Origin of the sequence: Streptomyces sp. NPDC049627 (assembly GCF_044465645.1) — a bacterium.
Classification (GTDB): domain Bacteria; phylum Actinomycetota; class Actinomycetes; order Streptomycetales; family Streptomycetaceae; genus Streptomyces.
The window spans coordinates 331964-355425 of the sequence record NZ_JBITLW010000005.1 but is presented as its reverse complement, the minus strand read 5'-3'; the positions used below and the strand labels follow the sequence as shown (position 1 = coordinate 355425).

The window sequence follows — 23462 nt, the reverse complement described above, 5'->3', positions numbered from 1 at the left end:
AGAGATCCATGGCACGTGGACTCCTGAGATGCCTGCTGAGCGGTGGAGCGCTGGCCGCTCTGCTCACCACGGCGCTGCCCGCGAACGCGGCGTCGTCCCCGTCCGGCGGGTTCGAAGACCCGCCGCCGGACAAGATCATCATCAAGGTCGCCACGGTGAACGGCTCCGGCTGCCCGCAGGGCACCACCGCCGTCGCCGTCTCCGAGGACAACACCGCCTTCACCGTGACCTACAGCGACTACCTCGCTCAGGTCGGCGGCAACTCCGACCCCACGGCGTTCCGCAAGAACTGCCAGCTCAACCTGGTCGTGCACGTCCCGCAGGGCTTCACCTACGCCATCGCCAGCGCCGACTACCGCGGCTTCGCCTCCCTCCAGTCCGGCGCGAGCGCCATGCAGCGAGCCTCGTACTACTTCCAGGGCTCGCCCCAGACCGCGTACCGCAACCATCCCTACAGCGGCCCGCTCAACGACAACTGGCAGGCCACCGACAGCACGGACTGGGCCCAACTGGTCTGGGCGCCCTGCGGGGTTCAGCGCAACTTCAACATCAACACGGAGCTGCGGGTCAGCGCCGGCACGTCCTCGCCGAGCAAGGTCAGCTTCATGACGATGGACTCGACGGACGGTGACATCAGCACGGTGTACCACCTGGCGTGGAAGGAGTGCCCGGGCAAGTAGCCGTAGTTCTGCCGACGCCGTGGGCTCCGTGCGCTTGTCGTGACCGGGGCCCACGGTGGCGCTCTTTCGTCCCCACGAGCGCACGCGCGTGTGCAGCCGTGTGAAACGGGTAACTCCTGTGCGCGGTGGGGGTAAGGACGTCGCGCTCGGCGCGGCCGTGGACGTCCTCCGGGTGCCACCGCGATTCCGTCAACAGGGGGATGGCGTTGGGGTGGATGGGCGGCCGGGACGCGGCACGGGAGGGATCGGCGGAGGACACGGACGAGCGGCGCCGGCTGTCCACCCTGGACCTGGTGGGCCTTGCCGCCGGCGGTGTGCTCGGCTCGGGATGGCTGCTGGCCGCCGGGAAGGTCTACTGGGAGGCCGACGGGAACGGCATATGGGCGTGGGTGATCGGTGGGGCACTGATGCTGCTGATCGCCGCCGTCATGGTCGAACTGGGCATCGCCGCGCCCAAGACGGGCGGACTGATCTTCCTCCCCCTGCAGGCCGCAGGGCCGCTCCTGGCCACGGTAGTGGCCGCCGGACTGTGGATCGCCTACGCGGCGAACCCGGCCAGCGAGGCGGCGGCGGCTGTGCGCGGTCTGGCGTACTGGCTGCCCTCCCTGATGGAGGAGGGACGTGGGCTCCAGGACGCCGGCCGGCTCACCAAGGAGACCCTGGCACAGCCCTACGACCTCTCCCGCACGGGCTGGCTGTGCGCTGTCGCGTTCCTGGCCCTGATCATGGCGCTCAACCTGCTGCCGGCGCGCCGGCTGATCAGACTGAACCTCTTCGTCACCGCCGTGAAGGTCCTGGTGCCGGTGGCGATCGTCGTCCTCCTCGGGTTCGACTGGTTCGCCCAGTTCGACAGGATGGGCGAGTGCACGAGCGCCCGCGCCGAGCCGTTCGCGGGGGACGCGGACCCCCCGAGCACGGGCCTGCCGCTGCATCTGGTGCTGGGCGGCGCCGTCATCTACGCGTACATCGGTTTCCAGGCCCCCCTCGACTCCGCGGGCAACATCAAACGCCGCGGCATCGGGGAGGCGGCGCGCCTGCGGTGGGCGGTGTACGGCACCCTCGTCGGCGCGTTCCTGCTGTACACGGCCCTGCAGTGGGTGTTCGGCCGGCACTGCGGCGCGCTCAACGAGAACATTCTCCAGTCACCGTACGCCCAGTTCGCCGGCAAGCTCGGCATGGTGTGGCTGGCCTGGTTGATCTTCATGAACGCGGTGCTGTCCCCCATGGGCTCCGGCATCGTCTTCGCACACGCCCTGACCCGCGAGGTCGCCGCACTGAGCCGGGCCCACCTCGCCCACCGGGGACTGCAGACGGCGCGCCGGGCCTCGTTCCGCTTCCGGGGTGCGGAGATCGACGCGTACTGGATGATCCTGCTGGTCAACTTCGGCATCGGCCTGGGCATGCTCGCCGTGGTGGGGGGCGACTGGGGGCAACTGGTCGCCCTCAACAGCCTGCTGACGGTGGTGGTGTACGCCATGCCGGGTGTCGTCCTGGTGGCGCTGAGCCCGCCGTCGTTCGGCAGAGCGCGCCGGATGCTGCATGTGGCCCTCTCCTACGCCGCGTTCACCGCGATCGCCGTGGTGATCCACGAGGCGAAATGGGACAACGTGTGGCAGGGCATGGCCGCCGTGGGCATCGGATCGGCGCTGCTGCTCGGGCTGCCGCGGCTGGCGCGACTCGACCTGCCGCTCGTGGGTCGCCTGTTACGCCGCTACGACGCCCGGGACCACGTCTCCCGTTTCTCCGCCCCCGCCGACCCCGCCGTACGGCCCGTGCTGCTGTTCCTCGCGCATCTGGCGGTGCTGGTGGTGTGCACATGGCTGCGGGACGCTCTGGAAGAGCGCTACCCCAGGGTGGAATGGGTGACCCTGCCGGTCGCCGCCCTGTCCGCGGTGATCGTCTTCCCCCTGCTCGTCCAGGCCTGCCGTCGCTACATGGCCCAGGTACCTCCCACCCTGCCCCCGCCGCGGGGGGAGAGCGAGGGGAAGTCGTCCGTCAGCGCAGGGACTTGATGACCCAGTCCGCCGCCTCGCACTTCCCGGCCGCCCGCAGCGCGGCCACCGCGTCGTCCCGGTGGCGGACGTCCGACCAGCGGCCCACCGTGGCCCGCAGCAGCAGCTCCGTGTCCGGCAGCCGCAGCGCCAGTACCTGGCCCACGACCTCGACGACATCGGCCGCGGTCACCACCTGCTCGTTCTCCAGGAACCGTTCGAGCAGCGTCCAGGACACCTTCGGCAGCCCGGCGCGGTGCAGCCGGCCCGCGACATCGGCGACCAGCGCGGCATCGGCCGGTGACCCGTGGGAGGGGTCGGAGAGTTCACGGCAGGCGGAGCGCACGGTGACGTGGTGTCTGGCTTCGTGCAGCGCGTGCAGACAGTCCACGAACCGGTCCCGGTCCGCGCCCGGCACCATGACGGCCTCGGCCAGCCGGCGCCCCACCGTGTGCGCGGCCCGGCCACGGTCACGGCTGCGGTCGATGCGGCCCAGCAGGATCACCAGGTCGGCGCCGGAGCGCCCCTCGATCCGTACAGCCGCCGCATGGCGCAGCAGCCGGGAGCACTCGGGGTCGGCGTCGGCCTCGCGCAGCCACTTGTCCAGGTCCCCCAGCTCGCTCAGGGGGCGGGGGCCGGAGCCGGGGTCGACGGTGCCCGTGACGATGTCGGTCAGCAGCTCCCGGGTCGTGCGGGTCAGGGCAGGCTCCTTGTGCCAGGACGCCACCAGCATGGCCAGCTCCTGCACGCGCTTGTACCCGGCCGCGTACCGCCGTACCAGGGCACACTTGGCGGGAGACGCCGTGTCGCCCTTCGCCAGCAGCGCGCAGAGCTTCACCACGTGCCGGGGCTGCGCGGAGCGGCCGATGTGCTCGGCCAGCGCGTCGTGGCCGGGGCCACGCCGGGCGATCAGCCTCGCCACCAGTTCCCGGGTCCTGCCCACCTCGGTCGCGTCCGAGTCGTTCAGCCTCTCGTCGACCCATCGCTCCAGGACCTGACCGGCCGGGCTGAGGTGCTGGAACGCGCCCGCCAGGTCGGCCATCTCCTCGCCCTCGTCGCCGACCCCGGCGGTGCCGGGCGGGCTGTCGGCGATCGCCTCCAGGGTCAGCCCGAGCAGCCGGTCGGCCTCGCCGTGGCAGCCCTCGTCGCGCAGCGCGGTGTGCAGCAGCGCCTTGTCGAGGTTGGTGCGGCCGGAACCGGGACTCGCGAACACCTGCACGGTGCGCACCGCCAGCGCCGGCTGCCGCCGCTGGAGTACCCGCACGAACACCGCCACGTCGAACGCCGTGCGCTGGCAGGCCACATCGTGCACGATGCTCGCGGTGATGGGGGCGCGCTCGTTGCCGGACTCGGCCTCGTACTGCATCAGGGCCAGTTCGGCCGCCTCCCCGACGGGCCGGGACAGCGCCGCCGTCGCCATCATCATGACCGCGTCCCGCGGGTCGAAGTCGCGTGCGAGCTCGACCAGTTCCTGGACCGGGCGGCGCAGCGCGAACGCGTGCAGGGCGCGCATGGCCATCGCCTCGCGCCGCCCCTGGCGCATCGTCCTCAGGTTCAGCCTGAACTGGTCGACGTCGAACCAGGTCACCCACGCGTACGCTTCGTTGAACGACGAGGCCAGGTCCGGCTGGAACAGATGGTCGGTGCGGCGGGCATGCAGGCTGCCGTCGGAGCCGTCGACCGCGGTCATCCGCCGCCCAGCATCGCGCGTTCGATCTCAGCCCAGTACGCCACGAAGTCGGCCGGGTTGGTCAGCAGTTCGGCCGCCTTCCTGTCGACACGGCGGGCCAGGGCGCGGCTCTGTTCGTCGCCCTTCTTCAACTGCACCACCACGCGGCCCGCGAGCTCCGGGCGGCTCATCAGATCGGGCACGGTGCGGTCGCCGTTGAGATGCAGCTCACGGACCCACTGGTCCACCGACTCGGGCGTGCGCACCCGGGGCCGCCGGCCCTTCGCATGGTTGGTGAAGAGCTTGGCCGCCTCCGAGGCGTCGTTCAGCAGCATCCGCGGCGTGTGGTGGACGCCGCACTCCTGCATGCTCTCGTCGATGCCGGCGCGGAGTGCGCCGAGGGTGAGGTCGTCGGGGTGGTCGGGCATGCCCTGTCCGAGCACGTTCAGCAGATGGCCGCTGAACGGTGTGCAGGTGTCGAGGGGGCGGGGCAGGTTCGCGCAGGCGTCCGCCCACGCGTTGTGGACGTTGCCGCCGACCGCGGTGAGCACACAAGTGCCCTGGAAGGGTGTGCCGAGGGCGCCCGGCAGCGCGGAGTCGGTGCCCAGGTGGGGCAGCAGGTTGGAGTAACAGCAGTCGGCGATCAGCACCTTGAGGCCGGCCTTGCTCTTCCTGATCGCCCGGTACACGTACCAGGCGGACAGCCAGGTCCAGGGCTCGCTGACGCGGGATGAGCCGACCGCGAAGTGGACCTGGCCGCCCGGCACGTCCTGCCAGTACGCGCCATGCCCGACGTACACCACGAGCAGGGTGTCCTGCGGTCCCTCACCGGCCGCGGCCGCCTCGTGGAGGGCACGCATCACCCCGTCCGCGGTCCGCGCACGCTCCGGGTCCAGCACCGAGGACTCGGCCGCGGCGCCCCACCGGGGGTCCCGGGCCAGCGCGGCCCCGTACGCACGAGCGCTCGCCTCGATCGTCGGATAACTGTGTATGCCTGAGTCGTCGTCATACGTCCCGACCCCGATCACCAACGCCCGGGAAGCCATGCCGGTCAGCTCCCCTCGGGGGCGTCTGAGGCGCCCGAACGCTGCTGGGACTCCGGCTCGGGGTCCTGCGCGGGCTGCGGGGCCTGCGCGGGCTGGAAGACGACGGTGACGGTCGGTGGATCGAGCCGCCGGCCCCGCCACACGTCGATCGCCCGTTGCGTGGCCATCTGCACCACGGCCCCCGCAGCGCCCCCGACCAATGCCTCCAGCATCGTGACAGCGAGCCCACCGTCGAGGGTGCCCTTCTGGCCGGCTGTCTCCAGCCGCCAGGCCAGCCCTGTCTCCCGCCCCAGTTCCCGCAGAAGTTCCTCGGGCTCGTCCAGCCCGACCGGTCCCTCGACCCTCACGGAGATCATCGCGGTCATGCTCCCGTGCCTCCCCCGCCGCGCCACGACATACACCTTCACTCTGCCAGCCGCGACGCGGAGTGCGCGAGGGCGAGCTGATGCGCGTTACAGGTTCAGCACATGAAGGAGCAGACGAACGCGCCCCAGACGTCCGCACGGCGCGTGTCGGGACGGTGCCGGGCTCGAACCTCCGGCAAATGTCCACACCGGCGCACCAGGAGTTCATGCCGGGCCTGGCCATCCACCACATCCAGGTCGCCGCACGCCGCCTTCTCGCCGAAGTGTCCGCCTTGGAAACCAGGTCGCAACAGTCGCGTACGCGGTGAAGCGACAGGTCCCGTGAAGAAGTTGGCGTATTCGGTGACCCGACGGTCATAGCGGTGAAGCCGGTCGCCGGAATGGGTCATGGAACGTCATGCGGCGGCTGGCCGTCTCCTCTTCGGCGTGCTTTGATCCTGGCGCAATCTGTTCAATCGAAGGGAACCGCAGGTCATGAGCTTCACGCCTCAGATTGAAACGGCTGAGATAGCCGACGCCGTCCTGGACAACGTCTCCGGTGGTCAGGCGGGCAGCGCCGCCGTCTCCGGTGGTCTCGCGGGCGCTCTCTCCGGCACCCTCTCGGGCAGCCTCGCCGGCGGTCTCTCCGACTCGCTGAGCGCCGTCGGCTGCGTTGATGGCTTTGCCACGGTCTCGCCCGAGGGCGTTGCGCTGGGACTGCACGCGCACGGTGCTGTCGCGCACTGAGTAAATAAGTGCAACAGGCCCCCGGAATTACATTCCGGGGGCCTGTTGGCGTGCATTGGCCTGTATTTCTCCACCGGTTTCCGAGTAAAGAAGTTCACGGCGGTCGGCCTGAACCGATGGCGGAGGGTGTCAACGTCTCTCTAGCGTGGGGGACATGACCGGAGGCAAGGCCCTGAACCGGGCTGTCGTGGTGTGGGGCAACGGGCAGGGAAGCGGGGTACTGCTCAATCGGCGGAACGTACTCACGGCATGGCATGTGGTGGATCGCCTCGACTTCGTGGAGGTGGTCCATCCCTCGTCGGGCGAGCTGGTGACGTGTCAGCTCGGCTGGGCGGACGCGACCCTCGACGTGGCGGTGCTGACCGCGCCGATGGACGTGATCAGCGCCGAGCACGCCGCACCCCTCGGCCGTCTCAGGCTCGGCCGGGTCGCCACCGACGCCCCGCTGCCGCACTGCGAGATCGTGGGCTTTCCGCAGATTCAGCGCTACGGGGAGGACGGCGAGGACATCGAGTACGACCAGTACCGCGTCAGTGTGCTGCCGATGGCCGGACGGGTGAAGGGCGCCCTCACCTGCGAACTCGATCGGCCGGCAGCCGAGGAGACGGGAAGCGCGACCTCGCCCCTGGCCGGCCTTTCGGGTGCTCCGGTCTTCGCCGGGCCCGCGCTGCTCGGCGTGGTGACACAGGTGCCTCAGGGCCGTCAGCACCTCAGGATCGAAGCGGTACCGATGGCGGAGATCGTCGGTCGGCACGGTGCGGCGTTCCCGCGCACCTGGCTGGAGAACATCTCCGAAGTCCACCCCCAGGACGAGCACTTCGAGGCCCGGTACGCCAAGGACCTCGGCTCCCAGTACCGCAGAACGGAGATCTTCGGCATCGAGGAACTCGGCCGCAGCGAATCCCGGTGGGACCTCGACACCGCCTACCTGAGCCTGCGGGCCGAGACCGCCGCGGACCCGTTGTTCGGGCACCTGCCCGGCGAGTTCACGGACTCGCGCAGGCCGGCGAGGGACGGCGCCCGGCGCATCGAGACCCTGCTGACCGACCGGCCCCGCGCTCTGCTGCGCGGCGAGGCGGGCGCCGGCAAGACGACCCTCGTCTGGTGGCTCGCCGCCCACGCCGCGAGCGGCACTCTGGGCAACGAGCTCGCCGAACTGAACGGCCTGGTCCCCTTCGTCATCCCGCTGCGCGAGGTGCACGCACGCGGTGGACGCTTTCCCTCGGTCTCGGAACTCCTCTCCGCAGGGCGCGGCATCACGGACGGTCAGCCCGACGACTGGGCCCACCGAGTGCTGGAAGCCCGTCGCGGCCTCCTGTTGGTGGACGGCCTGGACGAGGTCCCGGCCGAGCAGCGGAAGGGGGCCCGGCAATGGCTGTGCGCCCTCCTCGACCGCTATCCCGGCACGCGATGCCTGGCGACCGTGCGCCCCAACGCGGTCGACAACCAGTGGCTGAGCGAGGACGGCTTCGCCGAGCTGACCCTCCTGCCCATGAGCGACGACGACATCCGCGCCTTCGTGCACGCCTGGCACAACGCCGCCCGTCTTGAAAGCGACCACCTCTACGACCCCAGGCGCCGCCGTGAGGAGCACGAGCTCCTCTCCTCCCTGGAACAGGATCTGGAGCACCAGCTGGAGCGGAGCACCGCGCTGCGCGACCTCGCCCGCACCCCGCTGCTGTGCGCCGTGATCTGCGCCCTGCACCGGCGTCGCCGCGGTCTGCTGCCCACCACCCGCTGGCAGCTCTACCGCGCTGCTCTCGCCATGCTCCTCGGCGGACGGGACGCGGGCCGGGGCGTCCTCAACGCCGATCACATCAGGCTGGACTCCGACGAGCAGCACGCGTTGCTCCAGCGGCTGGCCATCTGGCTGGTCCGCACCGGGCAGCAGCAGATGACGCACGCGCAGGCCGTCCGGCAGCTGGACCTGGCCATACGGGACATGCCCCACATCCAGGAACAGGGGTCACCCCACCGCGTCCTGCGCTTCCTGCTGGACCGCAGCGGACTGCTCCAGGAACGGGCGGACGACGCGATCCAGTTCATTCACCGTACGTTCCAGGACTTCCTGGCGGCCAAGGAGTTCCACGAGAGCGGCTATCTCCCGGAGCTCCTCGAAAACGCCCACAGCGAGGCCTGGCACGACGTGATCGTGCTGGCCGCCGGGCATGCGGCACGCCCCGACGCCGGCCGTCTCATCGACTCGCTCATCGGCCTGGGGGACGCCGCCGAGCATCGCAGTGAGCGTTACGTCCTCCACGTCCTGGCGGCTCGGTGCGCGATCAACGTCCAGGCGCTGAACCACGCGCTGATGGACAAGGTGAAGGACCGGGTGGACTTCCTCATGCCGCCCCAGGACCGTGAGGAGGTCGAGAACCTCGCAGGCCTGGGCGACTGGATCGTGGGGGTGCTGCCCGACGCCGAGGAGCTGCGCTGGCGCGTGGCCCTGAACACGGTGCGTCTCCTCGCCCGGGTGCGCAGCGCGAAGGCGCGACGGAAGCTGCGACAGTGCGCATCGCATCCGGATCCGCTCGTCCGCAGCGAGGTCGCGAACGCCTGGGACCTGCACCCGGTGCAGGAATACGTCAACGAAGTCCTGGACGGGGCCGACCTGCCCGATCTGCTGGTCGACAAGCGCGCACAACTCGTTCGACTGGCCCGTCTGGGGTCCGTCGCCAAGCTCACGGTGAGGGGTTCGTACCCATCGGCGGAACTGGACGCCTACCTCCCGGTGCGGCACCTCGAATCGCTCACGATCTGGAAGAACGAGACGATCGAGAGTCTTGAGTTCCTGCGGAGCCGAGCGGACCTGAGAAGACTCGAAGTGCAGGAGTGCACGGCCCTGCACGATCTGTCCGCAGTGCGGACTCTCGACCTGAGGGCCCTCCGGCTCACCGGGCAGATGACGGAAGGCCTCGCACCGCATCCGGGCGTACGGCACTTGGAGGTGGACATGTTGAGCATCGGATGCTTTTACCGCCTGGACGCATGGTCGAATCTGCGGACCGTGACGGTCGAGGGGTACATCCGAGAGCCGTCCTGGCTTCTCCAGTGCATGCTCGGCGCGCCCATGCTCACGCGGATCGCACTGAACGTCGAATCACTGCACGAACTCAAGCCCGTGGATCCGCTCCCTCGTATCGAGCGACTGATGATCACGGGCGTGCACCATCCCGACGACATCGGACAGCTGCGCCGCGTCTTTCCCCATCTGCGAAAGCTGGCACTGGGGCTGGCGGGCGGCGGTTCCCTGCTCGACCTGCGGGAACTGCAGGGCATGCCCGACCTGCAACTCGACCTCTGGGGCGACGTCCCGGAGAAAGCCGACATCAAGGGCGCGGAGGCCTTCGGCGACCGGCTGCGATGCCACTGAGGAAGTCGGCCCGGGCGGTGGGCCAGTTCGCCGGTACCGGGTACGCCCGCAGCGTTCGGGGTGAACCGATGGCGCTGCCGATCGATCGCTCTCTAGCGTGGGCACATGGCAGACAACCGGATCGAACTGGCCGACGCCGTGCAGGCGGTACGGGACGAACTGATCACCGCGGCGGCTCGTTCGGCCGGCCAGGACGTGACCTTCGAAGTGGGCGACATCGAGCTCGAGTTCAGCGTCGAGCTGCGCAAGGAGGTCAAGGGCGGTGTGAAGGTCAAGGCCTGGGTGGTCGAGGCCGGTGCCGACGCAGGCGGCGGCAGCACCCGCAGCCACCGGGTGGCGGTCACTCTCAGGGCTGTGGACTCCCGTACCGGAAAGCCCTGGAGGGTGAGCAACGACAGCCGGGGGAGCGTGGCCCGCTTCGGCAGAAACGGCGACGCACAGTGACTGCGCGCCGTCCTCGGCCACGAACGCGCGGACGACGACCTTGCGCCGCGTCCCGTCCGGGCGGTCGTATGCGTACTCCAGCTCGGCCGCCTGTTCGCCGGGTCCGTCCGGGGCTTCCTGGAGGCTGAGCTCTTGGTAGTTCTTGTTGGTGCCCCCAGCGTCCGTGACGTTCGGCGCAGTGAGTCGTACGGAGTCAGGCTCCCGCTCCTGGCCGTGCAGACCTGGACCAGGCTCATACCGTCAGGGGAGTTGTAGAGGCGCCAGGACGGCCGCGCCCCAACTCACGTCCAGGCGCTGTGTGCGCAGGGCGTGGGCGAGTACGCGGGCCGCGTCGAAGCCGAACGAAGGGGCGACGAGGCGTTCGTCGTGGACGTAGAACCGCGCGTGCGCTACCCGGCCTGTCCCATCCCGGCCGCATTCGGCCAACTCTGACTGTTCGGCCACCCGGTCGCCGGGGCCGGGGACAACCCCGGTCCCGTGGTGCCCCGGACCTGCGCGGCCGTGAGCCCCCCACGCGCCGGCACCCCGGGCGGCGTGGGCCCGGGCATCGCGGCCGCGGCCGGTGCCACAGGCGTCGGGAACGGCATGGGCGCCGGGGCGGCGGGGGCGGGCGCAGGCGCGGGAGCCGGTGCCGGGGCCACGGGCATGGGCGCCGGCATCGGTATGCCGTTCCCCTGCGGCGACATGGCGGCAGCCGCCGGCACCGCCTGCGGCTGAGGCGCCGCGGGCATCGGGGCGCCGACGGCCTGCGCGGCAAGGCCCTGCATGCCGGCACCGTTGGTGGAGCTGACCAACCGATCCACGGCCGCCGTACCCGAGCTGTAGTTGGTCCCTGTACCGAGCTCGGGTACGGCGGCTCCCCTCCTGGACCCGTAGAGCACCTGCTCCAGGCCGGACACCAGGCGACGCACGTCCGTCTGGGGGCGCACCACGAGTCGCAGGAAGCGGCTGGACGAACCGATCTTGTTGCCGCACTCGCGGACCAGGATCCGGTGCTCGGTGAGCAGCCGGTCCCGGACCACGGTGCCTTCGGCGCCCACGGGGAGGCGCACGAAGAGGAAGTTGCCCTGGGACGGGTAGACCGTCAGACCCGGCAGCGCGGCGAGCTGGCCGGCCATGTCCAGACGGTCCCGGCGCACCTGCTGGAGGCTCTGCGCGTACTCGGGGCCGTGTTCCTTCAGCATGAACACCACGTGTTCCGCGAAGGCGTTGAGGTTCCACTTCGGCAGCATCGAGCGGACCATCCCGGCCAGTGCCGGGTTGGCGACCAGGTAGCCGAAGCGGATGCCGTGCAGACCGAAGTTCTTGCCGAGGGAGCGCAGGACGATGACGTTCGGCCGCAGCATCGCCTCCTGGACCACCGACGGCTCCTGCTCGGCGTCGGCGAACTCCAGGAAGGACTCGTCGATGACGATCAGGTCCAGGTCGGCCATCGCGTCCATGAACTGCACGAGCGCGTGCTTGTGGAGATAGCCGCCGTCGGGGTTGTTCGGGTTGCAGACCACCGCGACCCGGGTGCCGCGGGCCCGGATGAACTCGGCGTACTGCGCGAGGTCCAGGGCGAATCCGCTGGACTCCTGGAGCGGGAACATGTCGACCCGCTTGCCGGTCTCCATCGGCTGGTCGGTCCAGCGGCCGAAGGTGGGGACGGGGATGGCGAGGGACTCACGGACCATCAGGTGGTCGATCCAGGTGATGAGCTCGGTCGAGCCGTTGCCCATCGCCACGCACTGCGGCGGGAGCTGGAGCAGGCTGCACAGTTCGGCCGTGATCGTGTCGGCGCTGCTCGGGTAGTAGGTGATGATGTCCCGCAACCGGCCCGCCATCTCGTCGAACATCTCGGGCGTGGGGAAGTACGGGTTGCAGGGGATACAGAAGTCGATCGGACCGGCCCCGTCGCCGCCCTCTCGCGTCAGCGCCGCCATCGACGGACTGTGCGCCGCGGTGCTGCGGAACAGCGAGGTGACGTTGTCGGCCATGGAACCTCCGGGTCTGGGTGGCCCGCGCGGGGGAGCACGGGCCGCCCATGGATACGGAGGCTGGGGTGGTGCTGTTCAACTGTTGTGGAACGAGTGTGGTTTCCGATGTTTCAGCGGCCGAACGAGTGGATCGTCGTCGACCGGTACGTCTGCCCCGGCCGCAGCACCGTCGACGGGAACGACGGGTGGTTCGGCGAGTCCGGGAAGTGCTGTGTCTCCAGGCACAGTGCGTCGCCCTGGCGGTAGGTCCTGCCGCCGGTGCCGGTGAGGGTGCCGTCGAGGAAGTTGCCCGAGTAGAACTGCAGGCCGGGTTCAGTGGTCGCGATCGTCAACGTGCGGCCCGACTGCGGGTCCCGCAGCGTCGCGGCGTGCTCCGGCTCGGCCGTGACGCCCTTGTCGAGCACCCAGTTGTGATCGAAGCCCCTGGCGTACAGCACCTGCTGGTCGGCGGCCCGCAGGTCACGGCCGACCGGCTTGGCCTCGCGGAAGTCGAAGGCAGTGCCCGCGAGGCGGCGATGGACAGCTCATGGTTCTCGATGGTGCCGCTGCCCTCGCCGGCGAGGTTCCAGTAGACGTGGCTGGTGAGGTTGACGACGGTGGCCTTGTCCGTGGTGGCCTCGTAGTCGATGCGCCAGTCGCCGTGCTCGGTGAGGGTGTATGTCACCTTCACGTTCAGCGTGCCCGGGTGGCCCATCTCGCCGTCGACGGACGTGTAGTACAGGTGCAGGCCGATGTCCGAGCCGCTGGTGAACGGCTCGATGTCCCACACCTGCCGGTCGAAGCCCTGGGCGCCGCCGTGCAGGCTGTTCCCGCCGTCGTTGACGTCGGCCTGGTGCCGCTCGCCGTCCAGGGGGAACCGGCCCGCGTCGATGCGGTTTCCGTAACGGCCGATCAGCGCGCCGAAGTACGGGGAACGGGTCACGTACTCCTCGATGGTGCCGAACCCGAGGGAGACGTTCGCGTACCGGCCGTGGCGGTCCGGGATCTGAAGGGACTGCACGATCCCGCCGTAGGAGAGGACCTTCAACTGGGTCCCGCCGTTCTCCAGCGCCCAGCTGTGGATCTCCGTGCCGTCGGCGAGCTTGCCGAAGAGCGATTTCACTGGTTTTCGTCCCTCCCATGGAAAGGGCCCCGCCTTTTGGCGGGGCCCGATCCGGTTGATCCGGTCGATCCGGTCTACGAACCCGACTTGCGCTTGTTCCAGACGTCGAAGCCGACCGCGGCCAGCAGGGCCAGGCCCTTGATGACCTGCTGCCAGTCGGTGCCGACGCTGAGCAGGTTCATGCCGTTGTTCAGCACGCCGAGGACGAGACCACCGATGATCGCGCCGAGGACGGTACCGACACCGCCGCTCATGGACGCGCCACCGATGAACGACGAGGCGATGGCCTCGAGTTCGAAGTTCAGGCCCGCCTTCGGGGAGGCCGCGTTCAGACGGGCGGCGACCACCAGACCCGCCAGGGCCGCGAGCACGCCCATGTTCAGGAAGACGTAGAAGGTGACCTTCTTGTCCTTGACGCCGGACAGCTTCGCCGCCGGCAGGTTGCCGCCGATCGCGTAGATGTGCCGGCCGAAGACCGCGTTGCGCATGACGTAGCCGTAGCCGACCACCAGCACACCGAGGACGATCAGGATGATCGGGGCGCCCTTGTAGCTGGCGAGCAGCAGCGTGACGGCGGCGACCGCCGCGATGATGGCGACGAGCTTGAGCAGGAAGGCGTTGCGCGGCAGCACGTCCAGCGAGAACTCCTGCTGGCGCTTGCGGTCCCGGATCTCCTGGTAGACCACGAAGGCGCCCAGGACGATGCCCAGCAGCAGCGTGATGTTGTGGTAGTTGGTGGTCGGGCCGACCTCCGGCAGGAAGCCGTTGCCGAGCTTCTGCAGACCGTCCGGGAACGGGCCGAGGGTCTGGCCCTCGAGGAAGATCTCCGTCAGGCCGCGGAAGAGCAGCATTCCGGCGAGGGTGACGATGAACGACGGTATGCCGAGATACGCGATCAGATAGCCCTGCACCGAGCCCGCCACCGCGCCCACCACCAGGCACAGGACGAGGGCCAGTGGCCATGCCACATCGTGTTGGACCGTCAGCACGGCCGCGAACGCGCCCACGAACGCCGTCAGCGAGCCGACCGACAGGTCGATGTGGCCCGCGATGATCACCAGCATCATGCCGATCGCGAGGATCAGGATGTAGCTGTTCTGCAGCACCAGGTTGGAGACGTTGCGGGGCAGCAGCAGGTCGCCGTCGGTCCACACCGCGAACAGGACCACGAGCAGGCCGAGCGCGATCAGCATGCCGTACTGGCGCATGTTGCGGCGCAGACCGTCCAGCATCAGCTGGAGCAGGCCGCCGCTCGCGGCTGATCCGCCGGACTTCCCGGGCGGCGCCGGGGCCGGGGTCTTGGCGGTCACATCCGTGCTCATCGGGTTACCTCTTTGTCCTTCGTCATCTGACGCATCAGCGATTCCTGCGAGGCCTCGGCCCGCGAGAACTCGCCCGTGAGCCGCCCCGCGGCCATGGTGTAGATGCGGTCGCACATGCCGAGCAGCTCCGGCAGCTCGGAGGAGATGAAGACGACCGCCTTGCCCTCGGCCGCCAGCTTGTCGATGACCGTGTAGATCTCGTACTTGGCGCCGACGTCGATACCGCGGGTCGGCTCGTCCAGGATCAGCACGTCCGGACCCGCGAAGATCCACTTGCTGAGGACGACCTTCTGCTGGTTGCCGCCGGACAGCCGGCCCACCGTCTCGAAGACGGTCGGCGCCTTGATGTTCATGGACTTGCGGAAGCGCTCGGAGACCTTCCGCTCCTCGTGCTCGTCGACCACACCGCGCTTGGCGACCTTGCCGAGGGCGCTCAGCGAGATGTTCCGGTTGATGTTGTCGATGAGGTTGAGGCCGTAGTGCTTGCGGTCCTCGGTGACGTACGCGATGCCGTGCCCGATCGCCTCCGCGACGGTCTTCGTACGGATCTCCGTGCCGTCCTTGAGGACCGTGCCGCCGGCGTGCCGGCCGTAGGTGCGTCCGAAGACGCTCATCGCGAGCTCGGTGCGGCCGGCGCCCATCAGACCCGCGATGCCGACGATCTCCCCGCGGCGCACGTCGATCGACACGTCGTCGACCACCTTGCGCTGCTGGTCGATCGGGTGGTGCACGGTCCAGTTGCGGATCTCCAGGGCCGGGGCCGCGCCCACTTCCGGTTCGTGCGGGGTGCGCTCGGGGAAGCGGTGGTCGAGGTCACGGCCGACCATGCCGCTGATGATCCGGTCCTCGGTGGTCTCCGGGGCCTTCACGTCGAGCGTCTCGATGGACCGCCCGTCGCGGATGATCGTGACCGAGTCGGCGACCTTGCGGATCTCGTTGAGCTTGTGGGAGATGATGATCGAGGTGATGCCCTGCTTCTTCAACTCCAGGATCAGATCGAGGAGTTTGCCGCTGTCCTCGTCGTTCAGCGCCGCGGTGGGCTCATCCAGGATGAGCAGCTTCACCTTCTTGGACAGCGCCTTGGCGATCTCCACCAGCTGCTGCTTGCCCACGCCGATGTCGGCGACGCGGGTCTCCGGGTGGTCGTCGAGACCGACCCGGCGCAGCAGCTCGGTGGCGTGCCGCAGGGTCTCCCGCCAGTCGATGAACCCGCCCTTGGCGTGCTCGTTGCCGAGGAAGATGTTCTCCGCCAGTGAGAGGTACGGCGACAGCGCCAGCTCCTGGTGGATGATGACGATGCCGCGCTCCTCGCTCGCGCGGATGTCCTTGAACTCGCAGACCTCACCCTCGAAGAGGATGTCGCCCTCGTACGTGCCGTGCGCGTGGACGCCGGAGAGCACCTTCATCAAGGTGGACTTGCCGGCGCCGTTCTCACCGCAGATGGCGTGGACCTCGCCCTGACGGACGGTCAGCGTGACGTCCGACAGCGCTTTGACACCGGGAAAGGTCTTGACGATCGAGCGCATTTCCAGGACGGGTCCCGCCATGGTCGTGCCTTCCAATCAGTAGGTGCCGACGGTTACTTGAGCTCGTCCGCGGTGTAGTAGCCGCCGCCCACAAGGACCTTCTCGTAGTTGCTCTTGTCGACGCTGACCGGCTGCAGCAGGTAGGCCGGCACGACCTTGGAGCCGTTGTCGTAGGTCTTGGTGTCGTTGACCTCGGGCTTCTTGCCGGTGAGGACCGCGTCGACCATGTTTCCGGCGACCTTGGCCAGCTCACGGGTGTCCTTGTAGACGGTCTGCGTCTGCTGGCCCGCGATGATCGACTTAACCGAGGCGAGCTCGGCGTCCTGGCCGCTGATGACCGGCAGCGGCTTGCTCTTGGAGCCGTAGCCGTCCGACTTCAGCGCGGCGATGATGCCGATGGAGATGCCGTCGTAGGGCGAGAGCACGGCGTCGACCCGGCCGCTGGTGTAGGTCGAGGTGAGGATGTCCTCCATGCGCTTCTGGGCGGTGGCGCCGTCCCAGCGCAGGGTGGTGACCTGGGTGAGCTTGGTCTGGCCGGACTTGACGACGAGCTGCTTCTTGTCGATGTACGGCTGCAGGACCTTCATCGCGCCGCCGAAGAAGTACTTCGTGTTGTTGTCGTCGTTGGAGCCGGCGAACAGCTCGATGTTGAACGGGCCCTTCTTGGAGCCGTCCTTCAGACCGAGCTTCTCGACGAGGTAGCCGGCCTGGAGCTCGCCGACCTTCTCGTTGTCGAACGACGCGTAGTAGTCGACGTTCGGCGTGCCGAGGATGAGGCGGTCGTAGGCGATGACCGGGATGTTCGCGTCCTTGGCCTGCTGGAGCACGTTGTTGAGCGACTTGTTGTCGATGGCCGCGATGATCAGGCCCTTGACGCCCTGCGTGATCAGGTTCTCGATCTGGGAGACCTGCTGGTCGGGGTCGTCCTCGCCGTAGACCAGCTTGGTCTTGTAGCCCTTGGCCTCCAGGTCCTTGACGACGTTCTTGCCGTCGGCGATCCAGCGCTCGGAGGACTTGGTCGGCATCGCGATGCCGATGGTCCCGCCCTTGGCGCTGCCCTTGTCCTCCTTGCTGCCGCCCTCACCGCTCTGGCCGCAGGCGGACAGGGTCAGGGCGAGGGAGGCGGCTCCGGCTATGGCGGCGAGTGCGGCTCTGCGAGTGCGCATGATCATCATCCTTGATAGGGGTGGGGCGGTTCGGTCTGTCGGTGCGAGGACGCCTGACGAGGGGCGGTGTGCGGATCGACCGAGGATGCGTGGGATTGTGTTCGACTGCGTCTTCTTTTGTGAAGGGGGTTTAGCCGGAACGTTATGCGGGAATTTCAAACCGCTTCAGCGTCCCGGGCAGCCGTGAACCGAGAGGCGCCATGTCGCCGTCGGCTCCGTGCCGTGCGAGGAGGTCCAGGGCCAGCCGCCCGCGCCGGACCCGTTCCTTGGCGGTGGCCAGCGTCAGGTCCCGCATGTGGTTGCCGTACGGGTAGATGCCGGGGGCCTTGGACAGCCCGAACTTCAGGTAGAGCGGTGCGCCGCGCCGGATCAGCTCGGCGACCTCGTACATCCGGACATATCCCCCCAGGTCGTCGGGGGCCTCGATGTACATGTCCATGGGGGCCGCGGAGGCCCGGCGGATCTCGGTGAGGTGGTCGAGCGTCAGATCGCTGGGCACGTTGATGGAGTCACCGCCCAGCTGCTCGTACACCGCGTACGCGGCCGGGTTGACGGGGCCGATCAGCGCGCTCACCTTGAGCGTCGTGTCGGCCGGGATGATCCCGGCGGCCCGCGCCCGGTGCAGCGTCCACAGCACGCCCTCGTCGGCGACGAGCAGGCACTTGACGCCCAACTCCGTCGCCCGTACGGCGTCTTCGACGCATCCGGCGACGGCGTCGTGGCCGCGGGCGCGCAGTCCGCCTCCCCGTGAGTCGGTGCGCGTGGACCCGCCGATGTCCCACGTGCCGCGCGGGCCGGTGAACAGGCAGAGCTCGATGTCACGCTCGCCGGTCGCCTCGACCATCTCGGTGATCTCGGCATCGGTGAGCATCCATACGCCGCTGCCCTGGCTGATCCGGTGGATCGGCACGTCGAGTCGCGAGGCTTCCTTCAGAACGACGGCCAGCGCTTCGGGACCCTCGCACGAGGGGATCTCGGTGCGCCAGCGGCCGCCGCCCGGGAAGGCATGGGGCGAGGCGTCGGCGGGGGAGAGGTCGGGCGCGCCCAGGCCGAGGGCGGCGAGTGCCTGCTCGCCGGGTCGACGGGCTGCGGAGGCGTCGGTCACAAGGTGTCCTTAGTGTTCGATATGTCGGACGAAGTTCGCGGCTCTGGGTGCGGGGGGTTGTGGGTGTACGCCGATACGGAAGCCGTCAGGGTGCCCCCGTACCGGCGTACGGCCTGGGGGTCACTCAGGGGCGAAGGAGGACCTTGCCCACCTTGGGATCACCGGATCCCACGAGCTCGATCGCCTGCGGGAACTGCTCCAGCGGCAGCTCGTGAGTGACCAGCGGCAGCGGATCGAGCAGCCCGGCCCCGAACACGCGCACCGTGTGCGCCCAGGCGTCCGGCGGCGCCCCGAAGACGGTGTGCACCTCCAGCTGCCGTACGACGAGATCGGTGGGGTCGAGCCCGTGCGCGCCCGGCGCCGGGATCCCGGTGAGGACCAGACGCCCGCCGCGCCTGAGCAGCGCGGCGGAGGTGCGCGCGGCGTCGGCGGACCCGGCGGTCTCGATGACGACGTCGAAGTCGTCGGGCAGCGGCTGGTCCTTCGTGCGGAAGTCGGTGGCGCCGTACTGCCGGGACAGTGCCTCCCGGTCGGTGCGCGTGCCCACCACCAGCAGGTCGGCCGGTGAGCCGGCCTTGAGGAACTGGACGGCGAACATGCCGAGCGTTCCGGTGCCGACGACCGCGACGCGCTCACCCGGCCGGGCGTTCGCCTTGATCGCCGCGGCGGCGATACAGGCGGCCGGCTCCAGCAGGGCGGCGGCGGTCAGGTCGCTGTCGTCCGGCAGGACGTGCAGCAGCCGGGCCGGGAGCGTGAGCGTGGTGGCCATGGCGCCCGGCTGGGTGAACCCGGTCTCCTCGTACCCCGCGCTGCACAGGGTGGTCTCGCCGGCGTGGCAGCGGTCGCAGACCTGGCAGTTGCGGAAGCCCTCACCGACGACCTTGCGGCCGACGAGGGAGTCCGGCACCCCGGCGCCGACGGCCTCGACCGTCCCGGACCACTCGTGGCCGGGCGTGAGCGGGTAGCGGACGTACCCCTCGGGCCGGTTGCCCTGGTACACCTCGCGGTCGCTGCCGCAGATGCCGACCGCGTGGACGCGGACGAGGGCCTCGCCGGCGGCGGGCTCACGAGGCGTGTGCCCGGCGAGCCGGTGCTCGCCGGGTGCCTCGATCACGACGGCGGTGCTCACCTCTGGGCGCCCTTCGGCTTGCGCTGCTCCCAGCCCTCGGCCCACAGGTCGAAGCGGGCCTGCTGCTGCGGGAACTCGGCGGCGGCGTCGACGTCCAGCTCGACACCGAGGCCGGGGGCCTCGGAGAGGTGGAAGTAGCCGTCGACCACCTGCGGGGCGCCCTTGATCACCTTCTTGATCTCCGCGTCCGCGAAGTCGTTGAAGTGCTCCAGGATCTTGAAGTTCGGCGCGGTGAAGCCGACCTGGAGGGAAGCGGCGGTGAGCACCGGGCCACCCACGTTGTGCGGGGCGACCAGCATGTAGTGGGTCTCGGCGGTGGCGGCGAGCTTCCGGGTCTCCCAGATGCCGCCGATGTGGCCGACGTCGGGCTGGATGATGTCCACGGCCTGGCTCTCGAAGAGCTCGCGGAACTCGATGCGGTCGTGGATGCGCTCACCGGTGGCGACCGGGATGTCGACCTTGGCGGCGACCTTCTCCAGCGCCTTCAGGTTCTCCGGCGGGCACGGCTCCTCCAGCCAGGCCGGCTTGAAGGGCGCGAGCTCCTTGGCGAGGCGGACGGCGGTGGCGGGGGAGAAGCGGCCGTGCATCTCCAGCATCAGCTCGGCCTCGGGACCGATGGCGTCCCGGACGGCCTCGATCAGGGAGACCGCGTAGAGGGTCTGCTCGTGGTCGAGTTCGAAGTGCCCGGTGCCGAAGGGGTCGATCTTCAGCGCCCTGTAGCCGCGTTCCATGACGCCCTGAGCGGCCTTGTGGTACGCCTCCGGCGTCCGCTCCGTCGTGTACCACCCGTTGGCGTACGCCTTGACCTTGTCGGTGACCTTGCCGCCGAGCAGCTGCCACACCGGCACGCCGAGGGCCTTGCCCTTGATGTCCCAGCAGGCCATCTCGATGACGGCGATCCCGGACATCACGATCTCGCCGGCGCGGCCGTAGTCGCCGTACTTCATCCTCTTGACGAGGTCCTCGACAGCGAACGGGTCGGACCCGAGAATGTGGTTGGCCTCGGCCTCGCGCAGATAGCCGATCAGTGCGTCGGTGTGACCCAGCATGCGGGTCTCGCCAACGCCGGTGAGTCCTTCGTCGGTGTGCACCTGGACGTAGGTCAGGTTGCGCCACGGCGTCCCTACCACGTGTGTGCTGATTCCCGTGATGCGCACGGTTGTTGCTCCCTGTGACCTTGACTGTTCGAAATATCGTCACACGTTCGAAATGCTGACGTGACGGTAGGACGGCGAGGTCGGAGTGTCAATGGGCCGAATGTACAACGCTCTCAACGCGTCCAAGGAAACCGCCGGAACGGGTCGGGCCGCATTCGCCGCCGCCCCGCCCCCGCCGTCGGTCGCGTTATGTAACCGTGACGACTTCCCGCTGCAACCCTCTTGACCGCCATGAATTGTTAGCGCTCACAATGACGTCCGCGTTCACCGATCGACGTCAAGGAGGTGCGGCCGTGACGCACTCGCAGCTTCGGCCGCCCACCATGGCCGACGTCGCCCGCCTGGCGGGGGTGTCCCACCAGACCGTGTCCCGTGTGCTGGGGGACCACCCCAACGTGCGGGAGGAGACGCGCGCCAGGGTGATGCGCGCGATCGAGGAGATGGGCTATCGCCGCAACTCCTCGGCACGGGCCCTGGCCACCCGCCGCACCCGGACCCTGGGCGTGGTCGCCTCCGACACCACCCTCTACGGGCCCGCCAGCACGTTGTTCGCGCTGGAGGAGGCGGCACGTGCCCAGGGGTACCTCGTCTCGACGGTCAGCCTGCGCAAGCTCACCGTGGAGAAGCTGTCCGAGGCGCTGGACCATCTCAGCGAAGGCGGGGTGGAGGGCGTGGTCGCCATCGCCCCGCAGCGGTCGGCGGTCGAGGCCCTCGCCGAACTCCGCCACCCCTTCCCGGTGGTGGTCGTGGGCAGCGGACCCGGAGTCGGGATCCCCAGCGTCAACGTGGACCAGCACCTGGGGGCGCGGCTGGCCACCGCTCATCTGCTGGCCGCCGGTCACCGCACGGTCTGGCATCTCGCCGGGCCCGAGGACTGGCAGGAGGCCGCCGACCGGGCCGCCGGCTGGCGGGCGACCCTCGAAACGGCGGGCGTCGAGCCGCCCACGCTGCTGCGTGGTGACTGGAGTCCGCTGTCGGGCTATCGTGCCGGCCAGGAACTGGCGGGCTGGGTGGGCCGGGGGCTGACCGCCGTCTTCGTCGCCAACGACCAGATGGCGCTGGGGGTGTTCCGGGCCCTGCGTGAGGCAGGAGTGCGCACTCCCCAGGACGTCGCGGTGGTCGGCTTCGACGACATCCCGGAGGCGGAGTTCTTCGCGCCCCCGCTCACCACCGTCCGGCAGGACTTCTCAGCGGTGGGCAAACGCAGCATCGCGCTGCTCCTGGACCTGATCGAGGGCCGGCCGCCGGCCGCCACGCCGCCGATCGTCATCGAGCCCCAGCTCGTGGTCCGCGCCAGCACCTTCCCGTACGGCCTCCAACCGGAGGACGCTCCCGACTGACGCGGCCCGGCCGGGCCGCGCCCCTCTACCCCTCCGACGACCTGCCCCTCCGTACGACCGATATCTCGAACAATGATCGACAGGCTGGACGCACTACAGCCGGTCCTCTCAAGTACCAGCGGGTCCACGCAAGGACCGGCTCTTCAAAGGAGAAGAAGCATGCTCAACAGACGGAACTTCCTCACCGCGGCGGTCGGCGTGGCGGCTGCGGGCACCCTGGCGGCCTGCGCGAAGGAGGACGGCAACTCGAACGGCTCCTCCGGTGGCGGCAGCAAGGCGCTCACCCTCGGCTTCGCCCAGGTCGGCTCCGAGAGCGGCTGGCGCACCGCCAACACCGACTCGGTGAAGTCGGCCGCGAAGGAGGCCGGTATCAACCTCAAGTTCTCCGACGCCCAGCAGAAGCCGGAGAACCAGATCTCCGCGATCCGCAGCTACATCGCCCAGGGTGTCGACGTCATCGCCTTCTCGCCGACGGTCGTCAAGGGCTGGGACGTGGTGCTGAAGGAGGCCAAGGCCAAGAACATCCCGGTGGTCCTCACCGACCGCTCCATCGAGACCTCCGACGACTCCCTCTACGTGACCCTGGTGGGCTCCGACTTCACGGACGAGGGCCGCCGCGCCGCCAAGATCCTGGAGAAGGTCCTGGAGAAGGCCGGCCACAAGGGCGCCGTGAAGATCGCCCAGCTGGAGGGCACCACCGGTTCCGCCCCGGCGATCGAGCGCGCCAAGGGCTTCAAGGAGGTCATGGACGCGGAGCACAAGGACGACTGGAAGATCGTCGCCAGCCAGAGCGGTGACTTCACCCGCGCCGGCGGCAAGCAGGTCATGTCGGCCTTCCTGCAGTCCAACCCGGACATCGACGTGCTGTTCGCGCACAACGACGACATGGGTCTCGGCGCCATCCAGGCCATCGAGGCGGCCGGCAAGAAGCCCGGCAAGGACATCCTCATCGTCACGATCGACGGCGTGAAGGACGGCTTCGTCGCCATGTCCGAGGGCAAGATCAACGCCATCGTCGAGTGCAACCCGCTGCTCGGCCCCCAGCTGATGGACGTCGTGAAGAAGGTCAAGAACGGCGAGAAGGTCGAGCGCTGGGTCAAGACCAAGGAGAGCGACTTCATGCAGGACCAGGCCAAGGCCGCGCTCCCGGACCGCAAGTACTGACCGATCCGGTACCGGCCGACCCGGTACCGGCCGACCGCGGTACTGACCGACCGCACCCACCGTCGGGGGGGCGCCCGCCCGCCCCCCCCCCCCCGGCCCCCGGGGGCCCCCCCCCGGCCGGGACCCAGTTGACCGTGCGGGCCCGCCCCCCATGGACGCCTCCAAGAGGGGCGCGGGC

18 protein-coding genes and 1 pseudogene are annotated in these 23462 nt (G+C 69.4%); 8 read left to right on the top strand and 11 right to left on the bottom strand.

Going from position 1 to position 23462, the window contains the following annotated elements:
- Positions 1-8 precede the first annotated feature (8 nt).
- Positions 9-680 (top strand): DUF4360 domain-containing protein, encoded by a 672-nt coding sequence (locus tag ACIBU0_RS16115; protein WP_398817798.1) that lies wholly within the window; start codon positions 9-11, stop codon positions 678-680.
- 200 nt (positions 681-880) lie between these two features.
- Positions 881-2692 (top strand): APC family permease, encoded by a 1812-nt coding sequence (locus tag ACIBU0_RS16110; RefSeq protein WP_398817795.1) that lies wholly within the window; start codon positions 881-883, stop codon positions 2690-2692.
- Here ACIBU0_RS16110 and ACIBU0_RS16105 read toward each other — a convergent pair.
- From ACIBU0_RS16105 to ACIBU0_RS16095, 3 genes are read right to left on the bottom strand one after another with little or no spacing between them, the layout of a single operon-like run.
- On the bottom strand, positions 2676-4361 hold the full coding sequence (locus ACIBU0_RS16105; protein ID WP_398817793.1) for a hypothetical protein: 1686 nt from the start codon (positions 4359-4361) through the stop codon (positions 2676-2678). The two genes, ACIBU0_RS16110 and ACIBU0_RS16105, sit on opposite strands and share 17 nt — an antisense overlap.
- Positions 4358-5386, bottom strand: a complete 1029-nt coding sequence (locus ACIBU0_RS16100; RefSeq protein WP_398817791.1) for a hypothetical protein — start codon at positions 5384-5386, stop codon at positions 4358-4360. Before ACIBU0_RS16100 ends, ACIBU0_RS16105 begins: the two co-directional genes overlap by 4 nt.
- A 5-nt stretch (positions 5387-5391) precedes the next feature.
- Positions 5392-5751, bottom strand: a complete 360-nt coding sequence (locus ACIBU0_RS16095) for a hypothetical protein (protein ID WP_398817789.1) — start codon at positions 5749-5751, stop codon at positions 5392-5394.
- 179 nt (positions 5752-5930) lie between these two features.
- On the opposite strand from ACIBU0_RS16095, the gene ACIBU0_RS16090 reads away from it, so the two are divergent.
- The 4 genes from ACIBU0_RS16090 (at position 5931) to ACIBU0_RS16075 (ending at position 10294) form a co-directional block, all read left to right on the top strand.
- Positions 5931-6059, top strand: a complete 129-nt coding sequence (locus ACIBU0_RS16090; protein ID WP_398817786.1) for a hypothetical protein — start codon at positions 5931-5933, stop codon at positions 6057-6059.
- Positions 6060-6225: 166 nt separating this feature from the next.
- Positions 6226-6477 (top strand): hypothetical protein, encoded by a 252-nt coding sequence (locus ACIBU0_RS16085; protein WP_398817784.1) that lies wholly within the window; start codon positions 6226-6228, stop codon positions 6475-6477.
- A gap of 154 nt (positions 6478-6631) precedes the next feature.
- Complete coding sequence (locus ACIBU0_RS16080) at positions 6632-9850, top strand: NACHT domain-containing protein (protein ID WP_398817781.1); 3219 nt, start codon at positions 6632-6634, stop codon at positions 9848-9850.
- A 105-nt stretch (positions 9851-9955) separates the two neighbouring features.
- Positions 9956-10294 (top strand): trypco2 family protein, encoded by a 339-nt coding sequence (locus tag ACIBU0_RS16075; protein ID WP_398817778.1) that lies wholly within the window; start codon positions 9956-9958, stop codon positions 10292-10294.
- 389 nt (positions 10295-10683) lie between these two features.
- On the opposite strand, the gene ACIBU0_RS16070 is transcribed toward ACIBU0_RS16075, so the two are convergent.
- The 8 genes and pseudogenes from ACIBU0_RS16070 to ACIBU0_RS16035 all read right to left on the bottom strand — a co-directional run bounded on the left by ACIBU0_RS16070 (position 10684) and on the right by ACIBU0_RS16035 (position 20780).
- A complete protein-coding gene (locus tag ACIBU0_RS16070; protein WP_398817774.1) occupies positions 10684-12273 on the bottom strand; it encodes a pyridoxal phosphate-dependent aminotransferase in 1590 nt (529 codons plus the stop codon).
- Positions 12274-12383: 110 nt separating this feature from the next.
- Positions 12384-13435 (bottom strand): annotated as a pseudogene (locus tag ACIBU0_RS16065) (aldose epimerase family protein).
- Between the two features lie 14 nt (positions 13436-13449).
- On the bottom strand, positions 13450-14697 hold the full coding sequence (mmsB, locus tag ACIBU0_RS16060; RefSeq protein WP_398817772.1) for a multiple monosaccharide ABC transporter permease: 1248 nt from the start codon (positions 14695-14697) through the stop codon (positions 13450-13452).
- Entirely contained in the window at positions 14694-16244 is a 1551-nt protein-coding gene (gene mmsA, locus ACIBU0_RS16055) for a multiple monosaccharide ABC transporter ATP-binding protein (protein ID WP_398817769.1), read from the bottom strand. Before mmsA ends, mmsB begins: the two co-directional genes overlap by 4 nt.
- 32 nt (positions 16245-16276) lie before the next feature.
- Positions 16277-17389, bottom strand: a complete 1113-nt coding sequence (chvE, locus tag ACIBU0_RS16050; RefSeq protein ID WP_398817766.1) for a multiple monosaccharide ABC transporter substrate-binding protein — start codon at positions 17387-17389, stop codon at positions 16277-16279.
- Positions 17390-17531: 142 nt separating this feature from the next.
- The gene (locus tag ACIBU0_RS16045; protein WP_398817764.1) at positions 17532-18494 is read right to left on the bottom strand and encodes a hypothetical protein; all 963 of its coding nucleotides are present in this window, start codon (positions 18492-18494) and stop codon (positions 17532-17534) included.
- Positions 18495-18618: 124 nt separating this feature from the next.
- Positions 18619-19623, bottom strand: a complete 1005-nt coding sequence (locus ACIBU0_RS16040; RefSeq protein WP_398817761.1) for a zinc-binding dehydrogenase — start codon at positions 19621-19623, stop codon at positions 18619-18621.
- A complete protein-coding gene (locus ACIBU0_RS16035; protein ID WP_398817758.1) occupies positions 19620-20780 on the bottom strand; it encodes a mandelate racemase/muconate lactonizing enzyme family protein in 1161 nt (386 codons plus the stop codon). Before ACIBU0_RS16035 ends, ACIBU0_RS16040 begins: the two co-directional genes overlap by 4 nt.
- A gap of 293 nt (positions 20781-21073) precedes the next feature.
- Between ACIBU0_RS16035 and ACIBU0_RS16030 the strand changes: the two genes are divergently transcribed.
- Positions 21074-22120, top strand: a complete 1047-nt coding sequence (locus ACIBU0_RS16030) for a LacI family DNA-binding transcriptional regulator (protein ID WP_398817755.1) — start codon at positions 21074-21076, stop codon at positions 22118-22120.
- 159 nt (positions 22121-22279) lie between these two features.
- Positions 22280-23284, top strand: a complete 1005-nt coding sequence (locus tag ACIBU0_RS16025; protein WP_398817753.1) for an ABC transporter substrate-binding protein — start codon at positions 22280-22282, stop codon at positions 23282-23284.
- The last annotated feature ends 178 nt before the right edge of the window (positions 23285-23462 follow it).

What these genes read in the sequence shown, in the direction of transcription:
- ACIBU0_RS16025 (WP_398817753.1), top strand. Translation starts at nt 22,280, where the DNA reads ATGCTCAACAGACGGAACTTCCTCACCGCGGCGGTCGGCGTGGCGGCT.
- ACIBU0_RS16080 (WP_398817781.1), top strand. Translation starts at nt 6,632, where the DNA reads ATGACCGGAGGCAAGGCCCTGAACCGGGCTGTCGTGGTGTGGGGCAAC.
- ACIBU0_RS16110 (WP_398817795.1), top strand. Translation starts at nt 881, where the DNA reads ATGGCGTTGGGGTGGATGGGCGGCCGGGACGCGGCACGGGAGGGATCG.
- ACIBU0_RS16075 (WP_398817778.1), top strand. Translation starts at nt 9,956, where the DNA reads ATGGCAGACAACCGGATCGAACTGGCCGACGCCGTGCAGGCGGTACGG.
- ACIBU0_RS16085 (WP_398817784.1), top strand. Translation starts at nt 6,226, where the DNA reads ATGAGCTTCACGCCTCAGATTGAAACGGCTGAGATAGCCGACGCCGTC.
- ACIBU0_RS16105 (WP_398817793.1), bottom strand. Translation starts at nt 4,361, where the DNA reads ATGACCGCGGTCGACGGCTCCGACGGCAGCCTGCATGCCCGCCGCACC.
- mmsA (WP_398817769.1), bottom strand. Translation starts at nt 16,244, where the DNA reads ATGGCGGGACCCGTCCTGGAAATGCGCTCGATCGTCAAGACCTTTCCC.
- ACIBU0_RS16100 (WP_398817791.1), bottom strand. Translation starts at nt 5,386, where the DNA reads ATGGCTTCCCGGGCGTTGGTGATCGGGGTCGGGACGTATGACGACGAC.
- ACIBU0_RS16115 (WP_398817798.1), top strand. Translation starts at nt 9, where the DNA reads ATGGCACGTGGACTCCTGAGATGCCTGCTGAGCGGTGGAGCGCTGGCC.
- mmsB (WP_398817772.1), bottom strand. Translation starts at nt 14,697, where the DNA reads ATGAGCACGGATGTGACCGCCAAGACCCCGGCCCCGGCGCCGCCCGGG.
- ACIBU0_RS16070 (WP_398817774.1), bottom strand. Translation starts at nt 12,273, where the DNA reads ATGGCCGACAACGTCACCTCGCTGTTCCGCAGCACCGCGGCGCACAGT.
- ACIBU0_RS16090 (WP_398817786.1), top strand. Translation starts at nt 5,931, where the DNA reads ATGTCCACACCGGCGCACCAGGAGTTCATGCCGGGCCTGGCCATCCAC.
- ACIBU0_RS16095 (WP_398817789.1), bottom strand. Translation starts at nt 5,751, where the DNA reads ATGACCGCGATGATCTCCGTGAGGGTCGAGGGACCGGTCGGGCTGGAC.
- chvE (WP_398817766.1), bottom strand. Translation starts at nt 17,389, where the DNA reads ATGCGCACTCGCAGAGCCGCACTCGCCGCCATAGCCGGAGCCGCCTCC.